The sequence below is a fragment of the Cellulosimicrobium cellulans genome, assembly GCF_016921195.1.
GTDB classification, from domain to species: domain Bacteria; phylum Actinomycetota; class Actinomycetes; order Actinomycetales; family Cellulomonadaceae; genus Cellulosimicrobium; species Cellulosimicrobium cellulans_F.
Genome location: NZ_JAFGYF010000004.1, coordinates 125,097 through 141,235, shown reverse-complemented (window position 1 = coordinate 141,235; position 16,139 = coordinate 125,097). Strand labels below are relative to the sequence as shown.

At 76.1% G+C, this 16,139-nt stretch carries 12 protein-coding genes; 8 read left to right on the top strand and 4 right to left on the bottom strand.

The window, feature by feature from the left end:
- Nucleotides 1–25: 25 nt before the first annotated feature.
- The 4 genes from JN535_RS10725 (at nucleotide 26) to JN535_RS10710 (ending at nucleotide 7,084) form a co-directional block, all read left to right on the top strand.
- Nucleotides 26–1,855 (top strand): outer membrane protein assembly factor BamB family protein, encoded by a 1,830-nt coding sequence (locus tag JN535_RS10725; protein ID WP_205205549.1) that lies wholly within the window; start codon nucleotides 26–28, stop codon nucleotides 1,853–1,855.
- 21 nt (nucleotides 1,856–1,876) lie between these two features.
- Nucleotides 1,877–3,592 carry a PQQ-binding-like beta-propeller repeat protein gene (locus tag JN535_RS10720; RefSeq protein ID WP_205205548.1) on the top strand — a complete coding sequence of 572 codons (1,716 nt, stop codon included), beginning with the start codon at nucleotides 1,877–1,879 and terminating at the stop codon, nucleotides 3,590–3,592.
- 78 nt (nucleotides 3,593–3,670) lie between these two features.
- Nucleotides 3,671–6,049, top strand: coding sequence for a S9 family peptidase (locus JN535_RS10715; protein WP_205205547.1), 2,379 nt, complete (start codon nucleotides 3,671–3,673; stop codon nucleotides 6,047–6,049).
- A 39-nt stretch (nucleotides 6,050–6,088) separates the two neighbouring features.
- A complete protein-coding gene (locus tag JN535_RS10710) occupies nucleotides 6,089–7,084 on the top strand; it encodes a hypothetical protein (protein WP_205205546.1) in 996 nt (331 codons plus the stop codon).
- A 65-nt stretch (nucleotides 7,085–7,149) separates the two neighbouring features.
- Here JN535_RS10710 and JN535_RS10705 read toward each other — a convergent pair whose 3' ends face one another.
- Together JN535_RS10705 and JN535_RS10700 are read right to left on the bottom strand one after the other, a co-directional pair.
- Nucleotides 7,150–8,073, bottom strand: coding sequence for a hypothetical protein (locus tag JN535_RS10705; RefSeq protein ID WP_205205753.1), 924 nt, complete (start codon nucleotides 8,071–8,073; stop codon nucleotides 7,150–7,152).
- Between the two features lie 2 nt (nucleotides 8,074–8,075).
- Entirely contained in the window at nucleotides 8,076–9,146 is a 1,071-nt protein-coding gene (locus JN535_RS10700; RefSeq protein WP_205205545.1) for an SPFH domain-containing protein, read from the bottom strand.
- A gap of 94 nt (nucleotides 9,147–9,240) precedes the next feature.
- Here JN535_RS10700 and JN535_RS10695 point away from each other — a divergent pair, with 94 nt between their 5' ends.
- The 4 genes from JN535_RS10695 (at nucleotide 9,241) to JN535_RS10680 (ending at nucleotide 13,755) form a co-directional block, all read left to right on the top strand.
- Entirely contained in the window at nucleotides 9,241–10,086 is an 846-nt protein-coding gene (locus JN535_RS10695) for an NUDIX hydrolase (RefSeq protein ID WP_205205544.1), read from the top strand.
- A 145-nt stretch (nucleotides 10,087–10,231) separates the two neighbouring features.
- The gene (locus JN535_RS10690) at nucleotides 10,232–11,974 is read left to right on the top strand and encodes a hypothetical protein (RefSeq protein WP_205205543.1); all 1,743 of its coding nucleotides are present in this window, start codon (nucleotides 10,232–10,234) and stop codon (nucleotides 11,972–11,974) included.
- A gap of 175 nt (nucleotides 11,975–12,149) precedes the next feature.
- Nucleotides 12,150–13,451 (top strand): inorganic phosphate transporter, encoded by a 1,302-nt coding sequence (locus tag JN535_RS10685; protein WP_205205542.1) that lies wholly within the window; start codon nucleotides 12,150–12,152, stop codon nucleotides 13,449–13,451.
- Between the two features lie 25 nt (nucleotides 13,452–13,476).
- Complete coding sequence (locus tag JN535_RS10680) at nucleotides 13,477–13,755, top strand: hypothetical protein (RefSeq protein ID WP_205205541.1); 279 nt, start codon at nucleotides 13,477–13,479, stop codon at nucleotides 13,753–13,755.
- A 24-nt stretch (nucleotides 13,756–13,779) separates the two neighbouring features.
- Here the strand turns inward: JN535_RS10680 and JN535_RS10675 are convergent, their stop codons facing one another.
- Together JN535_RS10675 and JN535_RS10670 are read right to left on the bottom strand one after the other, a co-directional pair.
- On the bottom strand, nucleotides 13,780–14,832 hold the full coding sequence (locus tag JN535_RS10675) for a LacI family DNA-binding transcriptional regulator (protein ID WP_205205540.1): 1,053 nt from the start codon (nucleotides 14,830–14,832) through the stop codon (nucleotides 13,780–13,782).
- Nucleotides 14,833–14,855: 23 nt separating this feature from the next.
- Nucleotides 14,856–16,070 (bottom strand): glycoside hydrolase family 3 protein, encoded by a 1,215-nt coding sequence (locus JN535_RS10670; protein ID WP_205205539.1) that lies wholly within the window; start codon nucleotides 16,068–16,070, stop codon nucleotides 14,856–14,858.
- Between the last annotated feature and the right edge of the window lie 69 nt (nucleotides 16,071–16,139).

Below are 16,139 nucleotides of genomic sequence, written 5' to 3'. Positions count from 1 at the left end.
CGGGCGGTCCCCTAGGCTGGACGGCGTGCCGCTCCGACGCCGTGACGCCCGGGACCGACTGACCTTCGAGCTGGTCGAGTCGGCGGACGGGGACGCGGACGTCGAGGACGACGCGCCCGCCTGGGGCTCCGCGCCCGGCCTCGCTCCCGCGGCGGGCGGAAGCGCCGCAGGATCCACCTGGTCGGGCACGACGCGAGCGGTCGGCCTCGACATGCGCGGTCCCGGGCCGGACACCGAGGGTCGGGAGCCCGAGGACGCCGCCGACGGGGAGGAGCCCCCGGCGGCGGAGGACGACCCGGACCGGGCCCGGGCGGCCCGTCCTGGTCGACGCGCCGCCGTCGTCGGGGCGGTCGCCGCCGGGGTCGCGCTCGTGCTCGGCGGGATGCTCGCCGTCGACGCGTGGCACGGCCGGGCCGACCTCGACCGCCTGCGCGCCGCGCCCGGCGGGGTCGAGCCGCTCCCCGACGCTCCGCGGGAGCTGTGGACGGCCGACGTCGGCGTCATGACCGGCCTCGCGTTCCTGCCGGACACGGTCGTGGCCCTCGAGGAGCAGGAGGCCGTCGCGTACTCCCTCGACAGCGGGGAGGAGCGCTGGCGCGTCGAGGTCGGCGCGAACGCCCAGTGCGGGAACCCGATCATCTGGTCGCTGCCGTCCGGGAGGCCGGACCCGACGCTCGTGTGCGTCGCCCCCGTCCTGGAGGACGCGGACGGCACCCCCCTCGACGAGTCGCAGCTCACGATCGACCCCACGACCGGGCGCGTCGAGGCCTCGGCGTGGACGGTGACCGTCGTCGACGAGGACGGCGAGGTGCTCGGGAGCCGCGGCACGACCTCGGAGGGTGGCTTCCCGACGCCCGGGCTCGGCGGGACGATCGTCCGCGCCCAGCGGGTGGGCGAGGCACCGGCGGGCGACGGAGCCGTGGTCGAGCCGGATGCGACGACGGGCGAGGTGAGCGACCTCCCGGAGGGTCGTCCCGCCGTCGTCCGGGTCGAGGACGCCCTGACGGGCGAGGCACGGTGGGAGACCGAGCTGCCGTTCGTCGCGCGATCGGGGCAGTGCGTCGAGTGGGGCGAGACCGACGGCGAGCAGACGACCCGTGCCGAGCTCGAGAACCTGTGGGTCGCGGCGGAGTCACGCCTCGTGCGTGTCGAGGGCTGCGGCGTGAGCGCCTGGTTCACGCCCGACGGGACCCGCCTGGACGACGTCGGCGTCCCGGGCGACGGCGTCGTGGCGCTCGGCGACGGCACCTACTACCGCGACCCGACGAGCAACGACTTCAGCTGGGGCTACCCACCGGACCTGGAGGACGTGGCCGCACCGGCGATCCTCGACCCCGACGGCTCGGTGCGCTGGGAGGCGCCGGGTCCGGTCGTCGTGCCGCGGTCGACCGACGGCGGGCCGACGCCCTCTCTCGTGAGCGAGGGGTTGGAGCTCGTCGCGTTCGACGAGACGGGTCGGGAGCTCTGGCGCACGGACGAGGTCGGGACGCCGGACACCGTGCTCGTGGCCACGAGCGACACGGTGGTCGTCTCGGACGGGTACGGCGAGGGGTTCCTGACCGCGCTCGACGCGGCGACGGGACGTGAGCGCTGGACGCTCGACCGTGAGGGTGCCGAGGCCGCGACCGACCTGGGGCCGGCCTGGAACGCCGACACCGCGTACACGGATGGCACGCGGGCGATCGTCGTCGTCTCCGACTGGGAAGCGGAGGAGACGTCGCTCCTCGCGATCGACCTCGCCGACGGTCGCGTCGCCTGGGCGACGCAGGGCAGGGCGAACGCCCGCGCCTGGGTCGCCCCGTTCCAGGGGCGGCTCCTGCAGATCGCGGAGGACGCCCTCACCCGGCTCGGTTGACGGTCGTCCTACGCTGGGCTCGTGCCGCTCCGACGACGAGACGGCGGCGACGACCGCCGCACGTTCGAGCTCGTCGAGACGGCCGGGGTCGACGTGGACCCCGACCTCCTCGACGCGCTGCACCCCGTGCTGCTCGGCGCGCTCCCGCGCGAGGCCCCGCCCGGCCTCGAGACGCACGACCTGGCGCGGTCCGCGGACGACGACCCGGACGGGCCGGAGGCCGGTGTCCCAGGGGCAGGGGCCCACGCTCCGGGGCCGGACCGTCGTCGGAGACGGCTCGTCGCCGGCACGGTCGTGGTCGGCGTGGTGGTCCTGCTCGTCGGCGGGATGCTCGTCGTCGACCACGTGACGAGCCGCGACGCGCAGGAGCGGCTCGAGACCGCGCGCGGGGCGGTGCACGCGCTCGACGGCGCCCCGACCGAGCAGTGGACGGCGCCGGCCGCGGCGGACCGCGGGGTGGGCTTCCTGCCCGGTCTGCTCGTGACGGTCGAGGGCGACGAGGCGGTCGCGCTCGACCTGGACACCGGTGCCGAGGCGTGGCGCGCCCCGCTCGGCGGGGACGAGGCGGTGTGCGGGTCGTGGAGCCCGTGGGAGCTGTCGGGCGCACCGTCGAGCACGGTGGTGTGCGTCGCCGGCGCCGGCGTCGCCCCGTACTGGTACGACCCGGCGGCGCAGCCGCCTCCCGGCCAGGGGACCGCGACGGCGATCGTGCTCGACTCCGCGGGGCGGGTCGTGGGGGAGCGCGAGGTCGAGATCGACGGCGCGGTGCTCGCGCCCGGCCCTGACGGCGGTCTGGTCCGGGCCGAGCGTGTCGGAGAGCCGGGGCCACCGAGCGGTCCGCCCGTGCTGGTCGACCCGGGTGCCGGCGAGACGGTCGACGGCGTCGCGGGGCGCGACGTGGTCGTCACGGTCGAGGACGCCGTGACCGGCGCCGTGCGGTGGCGGAGCGAGCTCCCGTTCCAGGACGTGCCGTGGTCGTGCACGACGTGGGACGCCGAGACGGGCGGGGAGGAGATCGACCCGGACCGGCTCACGCTCGTCGCCACGGAGACGATGGTCGACGTCGGTGGGTGCGGCGTCGCGGCGTCGTTCCTCCCGGACGGTGTGCGGCTGGACGACCCCGACGTGCCGACCGACGGTGCGGTGCCGCTCGCGGGCGGCCGGTTCCTCGTCGACGCGGACCGCCAGGGCTCGACCGGGGCGCTGCGTGCCGACCGCGTGCTCGACGCCGAGGGCGTGCCCGTGCTCGACGTCCCCGGCGAGGTGCTCGACCCGCGGGCGACCGACGACCCGGCGCCCGGCGTGCTCCTCGTGCGCGACGGGATCGACCTGCGCGCGTACGACGACGAGGGCGCGCGCCTGTGGACCTACGACGGCGCCCGGGTGCCCGAGTCCGTCTACGTGCTCGCGGAGGGGACGGCCGTCGTCGGGACGGCGAACACGCTCCTCGGGCTCGACGCGCTGTCGGGGAAGCAGACGTGGTCGCGCTTCCTCGACGACCTCCGGGGCGACGAGGGGCGGTCCGCCATGGTGACGCAGGCGTTCACGGACGGGCGGTGCGCGATCCTCGTGCTGGTCGACCCGGCCACGGGCACCCACCCGCGCGCGGTCGCGCTCGAGCTGTCGTCGGGCTCGCTCGTCTGGGAGGACGACCTCGAGGGCGAGTGGGCGTCGTTCGTCCCGGCCCAGGGCCGGCTCCTGCGCTGGGACGGGGAGTCGGTCGCCCTGCTCGCCTGAGCCCCGGGTCCAGCGAGACGACCCCTCACGTGGCGCCGCCGGCGACCGGCCGCCGTCGGGCGGCACTACCCTGGCCAGATGCCTGACGACCTCACGCAGACCGCCACGCCGACCCCCGCGGAGCGGAAGGAGCCGCAGGCGCCCGTCGCGCCGCGCCGCCCGGTGCCGCGCACGCACCACGGGGAGACCGTGGACGACGACTACGAGTGGCTGCGGGACAAGGAGTCGCCCGAGGTCGTCGCGCACCTCGAGGCCGAGAACGCGTACACCGAGGCGCGGCTCGCGCACCTCGCACCGCTGCGCGAGCGGATCTTCGAGGAGATCAAGGCGCGCACGCTCGAGACGGACCTCTCCGTGCCCGTGCGCCAGGGCGCGCACTGGTACTACGCGCGCACGGTCGAGGGGTCGCAGTACCCGATCCGGGCCCGCGCCCCGATCGACGCGAGCCTCGGCAGCGACGCGCCGTCGGCCTGGGTGCCGCCCGTGCTGGAGCCGGGCGTGCCCGTGCCGGGCGAGCAGGTGCTGCTCGACGACAACGTCGAGGCCGAGGGCCACGACTTCTTCTCGCTCGGGTCGTTCGACGTGTCCGTGGACGGGACCCGCCTCGCGTACGCGGTCGACGTCGTCGGCGACGAGCGGTACACCCTGCGGATCCGCGACCTCGACACGGGCACCGACCTCGTCGACGAGGTCCCCGGGACGTTCCCGGGCGCCGTCTTCTCCCCGGACGGGCGGTACGTCTTCTACCCCACGGTCGACGACGCGTGGCGGCCCTGGCGCGTGTGGCGCCACGAGGTGGGCACTGCGGCCACGCAGGACGTCGTCGTCTTCGAGGAGCCCGACGAGCGCTACTGGGTCGGCGTGGGCGTCTCGCGCTCGCAGCGGTTCGTGCAGATCGACGTGGGCTCGAAGATCACGTCGGAGACGTGGCTGATCGACGCCGACGACCCCACGGGCGAGCCGCGCGTCGTGTGGCCGCGGCGCGAGGGCGTCGAGTACACGGTCGAGCACGCGGTCGTCCCGGCGGCCTGGCTCCCCGCCGACCATGCGGATGTGGCCCGTCCTGAGGCCGGGACGGGCGATGACCGCATGGTCGGCGGGGAGCAGGCGCATGGTCGCGACGTGCTGCTCGTGCTGCACAACGACGGCGCGGAGAACTTCGAGCTCGTCGTGACCGACCTGCCCGACGGCGGTGCCTCCGCGGGCGGTCCGGCCGGCCCGGGGGAGGCGACCGTCGTCGTGCCGCACGACCCCGAGACCCGGCTGGAAGGGGTCGACGCCTTCGCCTCGCACCTCGTCCTCTCCTACCGGCGTGACGCGCTGTCGCGGGTCGGGGTGATCGACCTCGCGGCGGCCGAGCGGCCGCGCCCCGCGGGCCTGCCGACGCCGATCCGCACGGGCGACACGCCGGCGCCCCCGGCCGACCGCTGGCACGTGCACGAGGTCGCGTTCGACGAGCCCCTGTACACCGCGGCGCTCGCCGGGAACCCGGAGTGGGACCAGCCGAACGTCCGCCTGTCCTACGCGAGCTTCGTCACGCCGTCGACCGTGTACGACCTGCGCGTCGAGACCGGTGAGCTCACGCTGCTCAAGCAGCAGCCCGTGCTCGGCGGGTACGACGCCGCGGACTACGTGCAGCGCCGCGAGTGGGCCACGGCCGAGGACGGGACCCGGGTGCCGGTCTCGCTCGTGTGGCGGCGCGACGCCGTCGGGCTCGACGCGACGGGCACGGGCGCGGAGCCCGCGCCGCTGCTGCTCTACGGGTACGGGTCGTACGAGATCAGCATCGACCCGGGGTTCTCGATCTCGCGCCTGTCGCTGCTCGACCGCGGCGTCGTGTTCGCGGTCGCGCACGTGCGCGGCGGCGGGGAGATGGGGCGGCGCTGGTACGACGACGGCAAGACGCTCGCCAAGCGCAACACGTTCACCGACTTCGTCGCCGTCGCGCGGCACCTCGTCGACGCGGGCTGGACGAGCCCCGAGCGCCTCGTGGCGCAGGGCGGCTCCGCGGGCGGCCTGCTCATGGGCGCGGTGACCAACCTCGCGCCCGAGCTGTTCGCGGGCGTGCTCGCGCAGGTGCCGTTCGTCGACGCGCTCACCTCGATCCTCGACCCGTCCCTGCCGCTGACCGTCGTCGAGTGGGACGAGTGGGGCGACCCCCTGCACGACCCCGAGGTCTACCGGTACATGCGCACGTACACGCCGTACGAGAACGTGCCCGACGACGCGTCGCACTACCCGCGGATCCTCGCCGTGACCTCGCTCCACGACACGCGCGTGCTCTACGTCGAGCCGGCCAAGTGGGTCGCGCGCCTGCGCGCCGCCGGGGCGCCCGCCCTGCTCAAGATCGAGATGCACGCGGGGCACGGCGGCGTCTCGGGCCGGTACGAGGGTTGGCGCGAGGTCGCGTACGAGGACGCGTGGGTGCTCGACGTGCTCGGGCTGGCCGACCGGTGACGCGCGCGCGGGCATGAGGCCGCGGGAGGAGGGGGAGCGATGACCGACCGGAGCGCGACGCCCGACCCACGGGTCGCGCGCGACGCCACGCCGCCCGGGACGGCCGCGCTGCTGCTGCGTCCGTTCGGGTACCTCGCGATCGGGCTCGTGTGGACGACGATCGGGCTGTTCGTCGTCGGGCTGTACCTCGCGGTCGCCGCCTACGGGCTGTTCGAGCCGCCCGCGGACCAGGAGCTCTGGTCGGAGCTCGTCGCCTCGCCCGGGGCCGTGCTGGGCCGGCTCGCCGTGGTCGCACCGATCGTCGTGGTGCTCGCGGGGCCGGTCGCGTGGTACCTGTCGTGCGCGATCTGGCCGCTCGCGGCGCTGTCCTTCGTGTACGCCGGGCGCGCGCTGCGGCCGTCGTACCGCGGCGACCGGCTGTCCTTCACGAGCCGCGTCGCGCCCGGCACGACGCTCGGCCCGCCCGTACCGGGACCGGTGGCGATGTCGCTCCAGCCGCAGCGGCGCTCGCGGCTCACGGACACGCTCGTGCGCTTCTCCGTGTGCGGCTGGAACCTGGACCTCCGCGAGTTCTGGCCCGCGGTCCCGGCGGGGATCGCCTGGGCGCTCGCGAGCACCGCGGCGTCGACGGCGCTGCCGTCGGGCTGGCGGGTCGGGCTCGTCGTGGCCGCCGTCCCGTTCGCGCTGGGGTCCGTGGTCGCGCTGCGCCGGGCGTGGCGGTGGCGATTCCACCGGGAGCGCGTGCGCGAGACGCGCCGCGAGCGGTGGATCGCGCAGCACGGAGACGGTCGGGACCTGCGCGACGGTCCACGCGTCGTGCGCACGCGCCCGCAGTCGGCCGAGCACCGAGCGCGCGTCGAGGCCGAGCGGGCGGCGTCACGCGGCACGCAGGACCGGCTGTCGGGCCTCACGAGCGACGAGATCGGCGAGCGGCGCGAGGCGGTGCTCCGCGCGCGCCGGGAGCGTGAGGCGCGCGAGGCCCGCGAGCGGGCGCGGCGGGGCCGGCCGGACGGGACGGCGTCGGGCGCCGACTGACCCCGGAGTCGGCGGGCATGCGGCTGTCGCCCGTCGATCATGTGGTTGTCGCCCGTCCCGGGCGGTCAGGGGCGGACGAGCCGGAGCGGGGCGTCGGCGGTGCGCACCGTGACGGTCTGGCCCCACGAGGCGACGAGGCGGTCGTCCTCCACGCCGTCGCCGAACACGACGAGGCGGTCCGACGCGACGGTGAGCGCGACGTCGGCGCCCTCCTCCACGACACCCTCCGTGAGCGTGGCGCCCGTCGCGGGCGAGGGCCACGCCTCGCGGACGAACCAGCCGAGCCGGTGCTCGGTGCGCCCCGGGGCCCGCCGCCCTCCGCGGTCGTGCGCGAGCGACGCCCACCAGCCGGTCGCGCCCGTGCCCGTCGCGACGAGCACGCCCGACGACGACTGCCGCTCCTCGCCCGCCGCGCACCGCAGCGTGTAGCGCGCGCTCTGGTGGCTCGGGTGCCCGACGAACACCTCGTTGAGCGCGGTGAGGTGCTGCCCGTCGTCGAGGTCGGCGCGGACCATGGTCAGCGCGTCCACCGGCAGGACCGCCACCCGGTCGGGCGCGCCGCCGGTTGCCTCGGTCTCGGCCCCGAGCCCACGGAGGAGGGCCGTCGCCGCCGCCACCGTGTGCCGCACGAGCACGCCGGCGTTCACGCCGGGCTCCGGGTCGACGCCGAGGACCGGCTGGCCGCGCAGGTACTTCGCGACGTTCGCGACGAGGCCGTCCTGCCCCACGACGACCACGACGTCCTCGGGTGCGACGAGGAAGCGCGACAGGTCCGCGCGCTCGACGTCCGCGCGCGCCCAGCCGGTGGGCAGGGCGGCGACGACGGCGTCGCGCGCCGCCGCGAGCGCGTCGTGCCGCGCCTGGACCTCGCCGAGCGACCGGCCGCGCGAGCGGAGGAAGAACTCCGCCTGGCCGCGGGTCCCGTGCCGGTCGAGCAGGTCGTCGAGCTCGGTCCGCCGGTGCACGACGACGGCGCGCCGTCGCAGCATCGTCACGCCGCCTTCCCGGTGGTCCCCACCGGAGCGCCGGCGCCGTCCAGCGGGCCGGCCGGGCCGCCGTCGGGCCCGAGGCCGCGCACGAGCGTCGACAGGACGCCGGTGAGCAGGTCGGGCGTGATGGTGAGGTTCTGCACGGCGGGCAGCGACCCGGCGGCCTCGCGCAGCGCGAGCGCGAGCAGCGTGCCCTGGCCGGCGCTCGCGTACACGTCCATGCGGGCCTGCTCGGCGGCGGCCTCGGCCGCGCCGACGACTCGCACCTGCTCGGCCTGCGCGTCCGTCGCGAGCTGCGCACGTTCGGCGGTCGCGCGGGCGTCGACGAGCGCGGCGGCCGCCTTCTCCTCCGCCTCTCGCCGGGCGTTCGCGCCCTCCTGGGCGACGAGGCGCTCGCGTCGCGTCGCGAGCTCGATCTTGCTCGCGAGCTCGTTCTCGGCGATCGCGCGCTCGCGCTCGACCGCGAGGGCACGGCGCTCGTACGTCGCGCGGTCCGCCTCGGCCTGGACCTGCTCGCGGGCCGGCGTCTGGAGCGCGCGCTCCACGTCCTTCTCGGGCCGGACGGCGAGCACCTGGACGCCGATGACGACGATCCCGGTCGCGGTGAGCCGGGGGTCCGTGGTCAGCGCCTCGGTGAGCACCTCGCGCACGCGCGGCACGCCGGCCGTGAGCGCGTCGGCGAGGGGCATCGTGGCGATCGCGTCGGTGGCGCGGCTCTGCGCGAGCCGTCCGACGATGCTCGTCACCTGGTCGCGTCCCGCGGTGCTCGTCTCGCCGCTGCCGGGGTCGACGGCGAAGTCGAGGCGCTGCGAGACGGTCACCGGGTCGGCGAACCGGTAGGTGACCCCGGCCTGGACGGTGACGTCCTGGTGGTCGGCGGTCACGGCGTGGAAGAAGACGGGGAGCTCCTGGTCGTCGACGGGGACCTCCGAGAGGACGGACGTCGTCGGGCGGAACCAGAACGCCTGCCCGACGCCCTCGTGCGCGACGCGCCCGCGGCGCAGGTGCACGACGTGCCCGGTGGGGCTGCCGAGGAAGTGCCGGGTCCACGGGTAGGTGCGGATGGTGGCCATGGTCGCTCCGATCTTTTTCGTCGTTCTGACGAAAATGACGCTAGTCCTGTCCGCCGTTCTCGTCAACCTGACGCGAACGTGCGACGATGGCCGCATGACGCCGCCCGCGAGCCCGAACCCCGACATCCCGCCGACCGCCGCGACGCTGCCCGTCACCGTCGACGTCGTCGCGCTCACGGTGCGCGAGGACGCCCTGCACGTGCTGCTCGTCGAGCGCGGCATCGAGCCGTTCCGTGGCGCGCTCGCCCTGCCCGGCGGCTTCGTCCTGCCGGGAGAGGGGCTCGCCGGGGCGGCACGGCGAGAGCTCACGGAGGAGACCGGCGTCCGTCCGCCCGGCCACCTCGAGCAGCTCCGCACGTACGGCCCGCTCGACCGCGACCCGCGCGGGCCGGTCCTCTCCGTCGCCTACCTCCTGCTCGCGCCCGAGTTCGGCGTCGTGCGCGCCGGGTCCGACGCCGGGGGAGCGGCCTGGCACCGCGTCGAGCCGCTGCTCGCGGCGGCGCCGGGCGGGGCGACGGAGCCAGGCGACCGGGCGCCGTCGGGCCTCGCGTTCGACCATGCGCGGATCCTCGCCGACGGCGTCGAGCGTGCCCGCGCCAAGCTCGAGTACTCGGCGCTCGCGACCGCGTTCTGTCCGCCCGAGTTCACCGTCGCCGACCTGCGGCGTGTCTACGAGGCGGTCTGGGGCGTGCGGCTCGACCCGCGCAACTTCTCGCGCAAGGCCACGACGACCCCGGGCTTCCTCGAGGACACGGGCCGGACGACGTCGGGCGGCACGGGCCGCCCCGCGACCCTCTACCGCGCCGCGCCGAACCCGGCGCTGTCGCCGGGCTCGGCGCTCGGCGTGACCACAACCCCGGGTTCGGCAGCGGACCCTGACCTCGCGCCCGCGAGCGTGCCCGCCGTCCTCGACCCGCCGCTCATGCGCCCGCGTCGCTGACCGCCGCGACGCCCGCCACCGACCCGCCGAACCCGGGGTTGTGGGCCGGTCCGCTGCCGAACCCGGCGATAGCGCCGGGTTCGGCAGCGGACCCCGGGGAGAACTCCCCCTCGACAGCGGCGCTGCGCTGAGTACGCTCGCGCGCATGTCGACGTACAGCTACTGGCGCAGCGACCAGGGCAACATGCAGGCCCTCTCGGACGAGCTCGCCGCGCAGGCCGCGATGGCGCGGTCGCGGGAGGCGTCGCTCAACCGGCGGCTGCGCTCGCTCGAGGGCGACCTGTCGAGCCGCGTGGAGGTGCTCACGCGCCTCGTCAACGCGCTCATCGAGCTGGGCGAGGTGCGCGAGGAGCTCGCGCTGTTCGCCCCCGCCCGGCGCGCCCGGGACGCGGCGCGCGCCCTGACGCGCGCGGTCGTGACGGGTGAGGGCGACGTGTCGCACCTGCGCCGGTCGCCCGACCTCGTCGACGTGCCCGCGTACTGGCTCGTGCCGGCGGCGCTCGCCGTCGCCGAGCTGCCCGCGGGCCGCCTCGACCCCGAGGCGGCGCAGGAGGCGCTGCTGCGCGACCGCCGTCGGGCCGCGACGTACCTCGTCGCGGTGTGCGCGCTCGTCGGGCAGCCCGCCCTCGCGCGCGAGTGGACGCCTTGGGTGCTCGACGCCCCCGTCCTGCCGGCGGCCGGCTGGGGCAGCGCCGACGACGCGCCGGAGGCGGCGCCGGAACGTCCCGGCGAGGCACCGGACGAGGTCCTCGTGACGACCTCCGAGCGAGCGCTGTGGCGCGCGGCGGCCGCAGGGCACCTCGGGGACGACGGCGTCGCGGTCGTCCGCGCGGCACTCGCCGAGCGCGTGGCCCTGCTCGACGACGACGCGCACGCACGCTGGCGCGCCCGGCTCCTCGAGGCCGCGCCGGCGCTCCCCGGGAGCGGGGACGACTGGGGCTCGCCCGAGGCCGACGCGTCCGGGGCGCGTCGCCGGGCCGCGGCGCCCGACGCCCTGCCGCTGCTGCGGTCCTGGGCCGCATGGTCGCGGGCCGTCGTCGCCGGGGAGATCGCCCTGCCCATGGCGGCGCCCGGCCCGCTCGCGCCCGGGGCGTCGTCGGGCAGCACGGGCGGTGCGCCCGCCGCGCCCGGCACCGCCGCGACGCCGAGCGGCCCACCGGCCCCGGGCGCTGCGCTGCTCCAGGTCGTCGGGTCGCTCGTGGACGAGGGCGCGCCCGTGGAGCGCGACCTCCTCGAGCGGGCGGAGCTGCTGGCCGATCGCGTGGGCCGCGCGCCCGAGGACGACGGCCCCGGGTGGGACGCGCCCGCGGGGACCCTCGTCGACCTGCTCGTCGACGACGCGCGCGGCTCCGAGCCCGGGCTCGCGGCTCTCGCCGCCCCGCTGCTCGTCGACGACCTGCGCGTCGCGAGCCACGCGCGCGCGTCCGAGCTGGCTGCGACCCCGGCGCCGTCGCGCGTGCTGCGCCTCGCGGGCCGCACCGTCACGGTCTCGCCGACCGAGGACGGCGCGACGCTCGCCGCGACCGCGCGCGCCGAGCTCCTGGCGCGACCCGTCGACGGGGTGTCGTGGGGCGTCGTCGGCGGCGTCGGGGCGATCGCCGTCGCGACGCTCGTGCTGGGGATCGCGGTCGCGCCGGCCTGGTTCGCGGTGACCGTCGTCGCGGGCGTGGTCGCGGCGTGGCAGTGGTTCTCGGGCGAGCGGCGCGCCCGCGGCCAGCGGGCGGACGCGCAGGCGCGCGCCGAGCAGTTCGACGCCGATCTGAGCGCGGCGCGTGCCGCCGTCGCCGCGGAGGCGGACCGTGCGCGGACGCAGCGCGAGGCCGTCGCGACCGTCGTCGACGACCTCGACGACGCCCTCGCCGCGCTCGGTGCACCGACCTCCGCCTGACCTCGCGCCGTGCCGCGTCACGGTCGGACCGCCCGTGCTCGCGGGGCGTCCGACCTTGCTCGGCCAGGCCTCGTCCGGCGTTCGAACAGCGGCTTCGAACGCCGGATGAACTGTCGGTGAACAGTGGCGGAAGAATCCACAGGATGGTCGAGCGCGCTCCGGCGATGACCCCACCATGGACGACGTGACCGAGACGCTCCTGCTGGTGCTCGTCGTCGTGACCGCACTGGCCTTCGACTTCACCAACGGCTTCCACGACACGGGCAACGCGATGGCCACGTCCATCGCCACCAAGGCCCTCAAGCCCAAGACCGCCGTCGCCCTCTCCGCGGTCCTCAACATGGTCGGGGCGTTCCTCTCCCTGGCCGTCGCGGCGACCATCGCGAAGGGGCTGGTCGACGCGAACGTCATCACCCTCGAGGTCGTCCTCGCGGGGCTCGTGGGTGGCATCACCTGGAACCTGCTGACCTGGTTGTTCGGTATCCCGTCGAGCTCGTCGCACGCGCTCGTCGGCGGCGTCGTGGGCTCGGTCCTCGCGGCGGTCGGGACGCAGGGCGTCATCTGGAGCGGCGTCGCCGCCAAGGTGCTCATCCCGGCGCTGCTCGCCCCGCTCATCGCGGTCGGCGTCGCGAGCGTCGGCACGTGGGCCGTCGCGCGCCTCACGCGCGACGTCCCCGAGGACGTCTCGACGCGCGCGTTCCGCTGGGGCCAGGTCGGCTCCGCGTCGTTGGTCTCGCTCGCGCACGGCACCAACGACGCGCAGAAGTCGATGGGCATCATCCTGCTCGCGCTCATCGCGGCGGGCGCGGTCCCGGCGGACTCGAGCGTGCCGTTCTGGGTCATCCTGTCCTGCGCGTTCTTCATGGCGCTCGGCACCTATCTGGGCGGCTGGCGCATCATCCGCACGCTCGGCAAGGGCCTCGTCGAGATCGACACGCGCCAGGGGATGGCCGCCGAGACGTCGTCCGCGGCCGTCATCCTCATGTCCGGCCTGTTCGGCTACTCGCTCTCGACGACGCACGTCGCCACCGGCTCGATCCTCGGCTCGGGCGTGGGCATGCCGGGCGCCAAGGTCCGCTGGGGCGTCGCGGGCCGCATGCTCGCCGCGTGGGGGCTCACCCTCCCGGCCGCCGGCCTCGTCGGGGCGGCGTGCTACGGCATCCAGCACGGGATCGGGGGCGTGGCCGGGACGGTCGTCGTGTTCGCGATCCTCGTCGCCACCTCGGTCGCCATCTGGGTCGCGTCCCGCCGCAAGCCCGTGGACCACAACAACGTCAACGACGCCTGGGAGGAGGGCGCGGTGGACGCCGGGCTCGAGACCGAGGTCGTCGAGGCGCGCGAGGTCGCGCTGGAGCGCCGTCTCGACGCGGCCGACCCGTTCACCGACGCCGAGCCGCAGGCCGCCGCGGCGCCCGTGCCCGCCGCGGGCACACCCACCGTGACCCCGCCCGCCGCGCGCCAGCGCGCGAGCGTCTGACCCCGGCAGCCCGGAGGAGACAACCGTGTTCGTCGAGATCGACTCGCTGCTCAAGGTCGTCGTCGCCGGCCTCGTCGTCGGCGCGGGCCTGCCCGCCCTCTTCGCGCTCGGGGTCCGGCTCGCCGCCGGTCGCGCCGTCCCCGTCGAGGTCGGCACCCCTGACGGTCGCTTCACGTCCGACGGTCGCACGGTGCGCGTCGAGCGCGCCACGCGCGGTCGCCAGGTCGGCGCTCTGGTGTGCTTCGGCGTCGTCGTCCTGGCGATCGCGGGCGGCATCGCCTTCGTCGCGGGCGGCGGCCACTGACCTGGCGCGGCACGCGAGGCGGCGTCAGGCGGAGTCGCGCAGCACGAGGCTCGGGTCGAACAGGACGGAGCGGGCCTCGGTCTCCGGGTCGTCGATGGCCGCGAGCAGGAGGCGCGCCATCTCGGCCGCCATCTCCTCGACGGGCTGCCGCACCGTCGTGAGCGGCGGGTGCGCCTGGCGGGCGACCGTCGAGTCGTCGAAGCCGACGACGGCGACGTCCTCCGGGACGCGGCGCCCGGACTCCTGCAGGACCGTCGACGCCCCGTCGGCCATGAGGTCGCTCGCCCCGAAGACGCCGTCGACGTCCGGTCGCGCCGCGAGCAGCTCGCGCGCGGCCGCCTCGCCGCCCGCGCGCGTGAAGTCGCCCTCGACGACGAGCGGCTCCGGGAGGCCCGTGGCCCGCACCGCGTCGAGGAAGCCGTCGAGGCGGGCGCGCGCGAAGGGGACGTCGGACGGCCCTGCGACGGTCGCCAGGCGCGTCCGCTCACGTGCCACGAGGTGCTCCGCCGCGAGCCGACCGCCGGCCGCCTGGTCGAGGTCGACCCAGCTCACCCCGGCCGACTCGTCCGCCCCGTCGAGGTGCGTCGACAGGACGACCGGCGTGGACAGCGCGGCGAACCGTGCCGGAAGAGGATCGCCGGAGCTCGACGTGATGAGCAGGACGCCGTCGACGTGGCCCTGCCGCACGTACCGCACCACCTGGTCGTGCGCGGGCGGGTCGGCGGGCAGGATCGCCAGGTGGATGTCGCGCGGGCGCAGCACCTGCTGCGCCCCGGCCGTCACCCGGCCGATGTAGGGGTCGGTGAACAGGCGCTCCAGGAACGGGCTGGCGTGCGGCCGCTCCGTCGGCTCGGAGACCACGAGCGCGACCGACCCGGTCCGTCGGGTGACGAGCGTGCGGGCCGCGAGGTTGGGGACGTAGCCCGTCTCGTCGATCGCCTTCTCGACGACCTCGACGATCGCCGGGTCGACCGTCGGCACGCCGTTGATGACGCGGGACACGGTGGCGCGGGAGACGCCCGCGACGGCCGCGACGGCCTCGAGCGTCGGGCGGGGGGCGGGGCGTCGGGCAGCCATGGCGTCAGTTATACCGCCCGGGCTCAGCCCAGCCGCTGCTTCGCGGCGAGCACGCGGAGCACCGCGGCGTCCACCTTGGCCGCGAACGCCGGGTCGGTCGTCGCGCGCTCGACGACGGCCGCGACCATCGGCTGCACGACGCTCGGGTCGGCGGACGCGAGCACCATGTCTCCGCCCGCGTCGATCGTCAGGACGGCGCGCTCGGCGGGCGACCACGCCTGCACCTGCTGCGCCGCGGACACGTCGTCCGTGATGACGACACCGTCGAAACCCAGGTCGCCGCGGAGCATCCCGTCGACGACCACGGGCGAGAACGCGGCGGGCAGCGACCCGTCGATCTGCGTGTAGACGGCGGTGGACGTCATGACGAACGCGGCGCCCGCCTCGATCCCCGAGGCGAAGACGGCGACGGACGGGTCGTCACGGGTCGTCACGTCGTCCGTGACGCCCGCGTCGGTGTCGGTGTTCTCGGTGACGCGGCCCAGCCCGGGGAAGTGCTTGATCGCCACGTCCACGCCGGACGCCTCCATGCCGGCGCTGAAGGCGTTCGCGTGGGCCGTCACCGCGTCCGGCGTGAACCCGTAGTTCCGCTGGAAGTACCCGATCGGCGGGTTCTGCGCAGCCGTGCCCTCGGGCACGAGGTCCATCACCGGCGCGAGGTTGAGGTTCACGCCGGCCGCCGCGAGCTCGCCGCCCCACGTCGTCGCGTCCGCCTGCAGCGTCGCTGGGTCGAGCGTCGCCTGGTCCGTGGCCGTGGGGATCTGCGAGAACCCGGGTCCGCGCAGCACCTGCACGTAGCCGCCCTCCTGGTCCGTCGCGACGAACAGCGGGGTGCCGTTCGTGGTCTCGGGCGAGACGAGCGCCGTGAAGCCGGCGACGAGGTCCGCCGTCGGGCCCGTGCCCGCCTGCGACCGCCCGGCGAGGAACACGTTGCCGACGTGGAGCTGCGACACCGCGTCGTAGCTCACCTGCTGCGGGTCGCTCACGTCGACGCCGACCATGAACAGCTGGCCGACCTTCTGCTCGAGTGTCCACCCGGCCAGCGGGTCCTCGGGCGGGGTGGACGGAGTCGGGGGAGTGCCCGACGGCGACGGGTCGGGGGAAGCGGTCGGCGCGCCCGAGGGTGACGGCGCCGGAGCGGGGCCCGGGCGGGTGACGTACCAGGCGACCGCCGCGACGGCGGCGACCGCGGTGACGACGGCGGCGACGATCCACACCGTGCGTGCGCGAGCGGTCACGTGACACCTCCGCGCCCTACGCTACCGAGCCCGCGCCCCTCCGGGCATCGTGTGACGGACGTCACGACG

What these genes read in the sequence shown, in the direction of transcription:
- JN535_RS10715 (WP_205205547.1), top strand. Translation starts at nt 3,671, where the DNA reads ATGCCTGACGACCTCACGCAGACCGCCACGCCGACCCCCGCGGAGCGG.
- JN535_RS10710 (WP_205205546.1), top strand. Translation starts at nt 6,089, where the DNA reads ATGACCGACCGGAGCGCGACGCCCGACCCACGGGTCGCGCGCGACGCC.
- JN535_RS10705 (WP_205205753.1), bottom strand. Translation starts at nt 8,073, where the DNA reads ATGCTGCGACGGCGCGCCGTCGTCGTGCACCGGCGGACCGAGCTCGAC.
- JN535_RS10700 (WP_205205545.1), bottom strand. Translation starts at nt 9,146, where the DNA reads ATGGCCACCATCCGCACCTACCCGTGGACCCGGCACTTCCTCGGCAGC.
- JN535_RS10695 (WP_205205544.1), top strand. Translation starts at nt 9,241, where the DNA reads ATGACGCCGCCCGCGAGCCCGAACCCCGACATCCCGCCGACCGCCGCG.
- JN535_RS10690 (WP_205205543.1), top strand. Translation starts at nt 10,232, where the DNA reads ATGTCGACGTACAGCTACTGGCGCAGCGACCAGGGCAACATGCAGGCC.
- JN535_RS10685 (WP_205205542.1), top strand. Translation starts at nt 12,150, where the DNA reads ATGGACGACGTGACCGAGACGCTCCTGCTGGTGCTCGTCGTCGTGACC.
- JN535_RS10675 (WP_205205540.1), bottom strand. Translation starts at nt 14,832, where the DNA reads ATGGCTGCCCGACGCCCCGCCCCCCGCCCGACGCTCGAGGCCGTCGCG.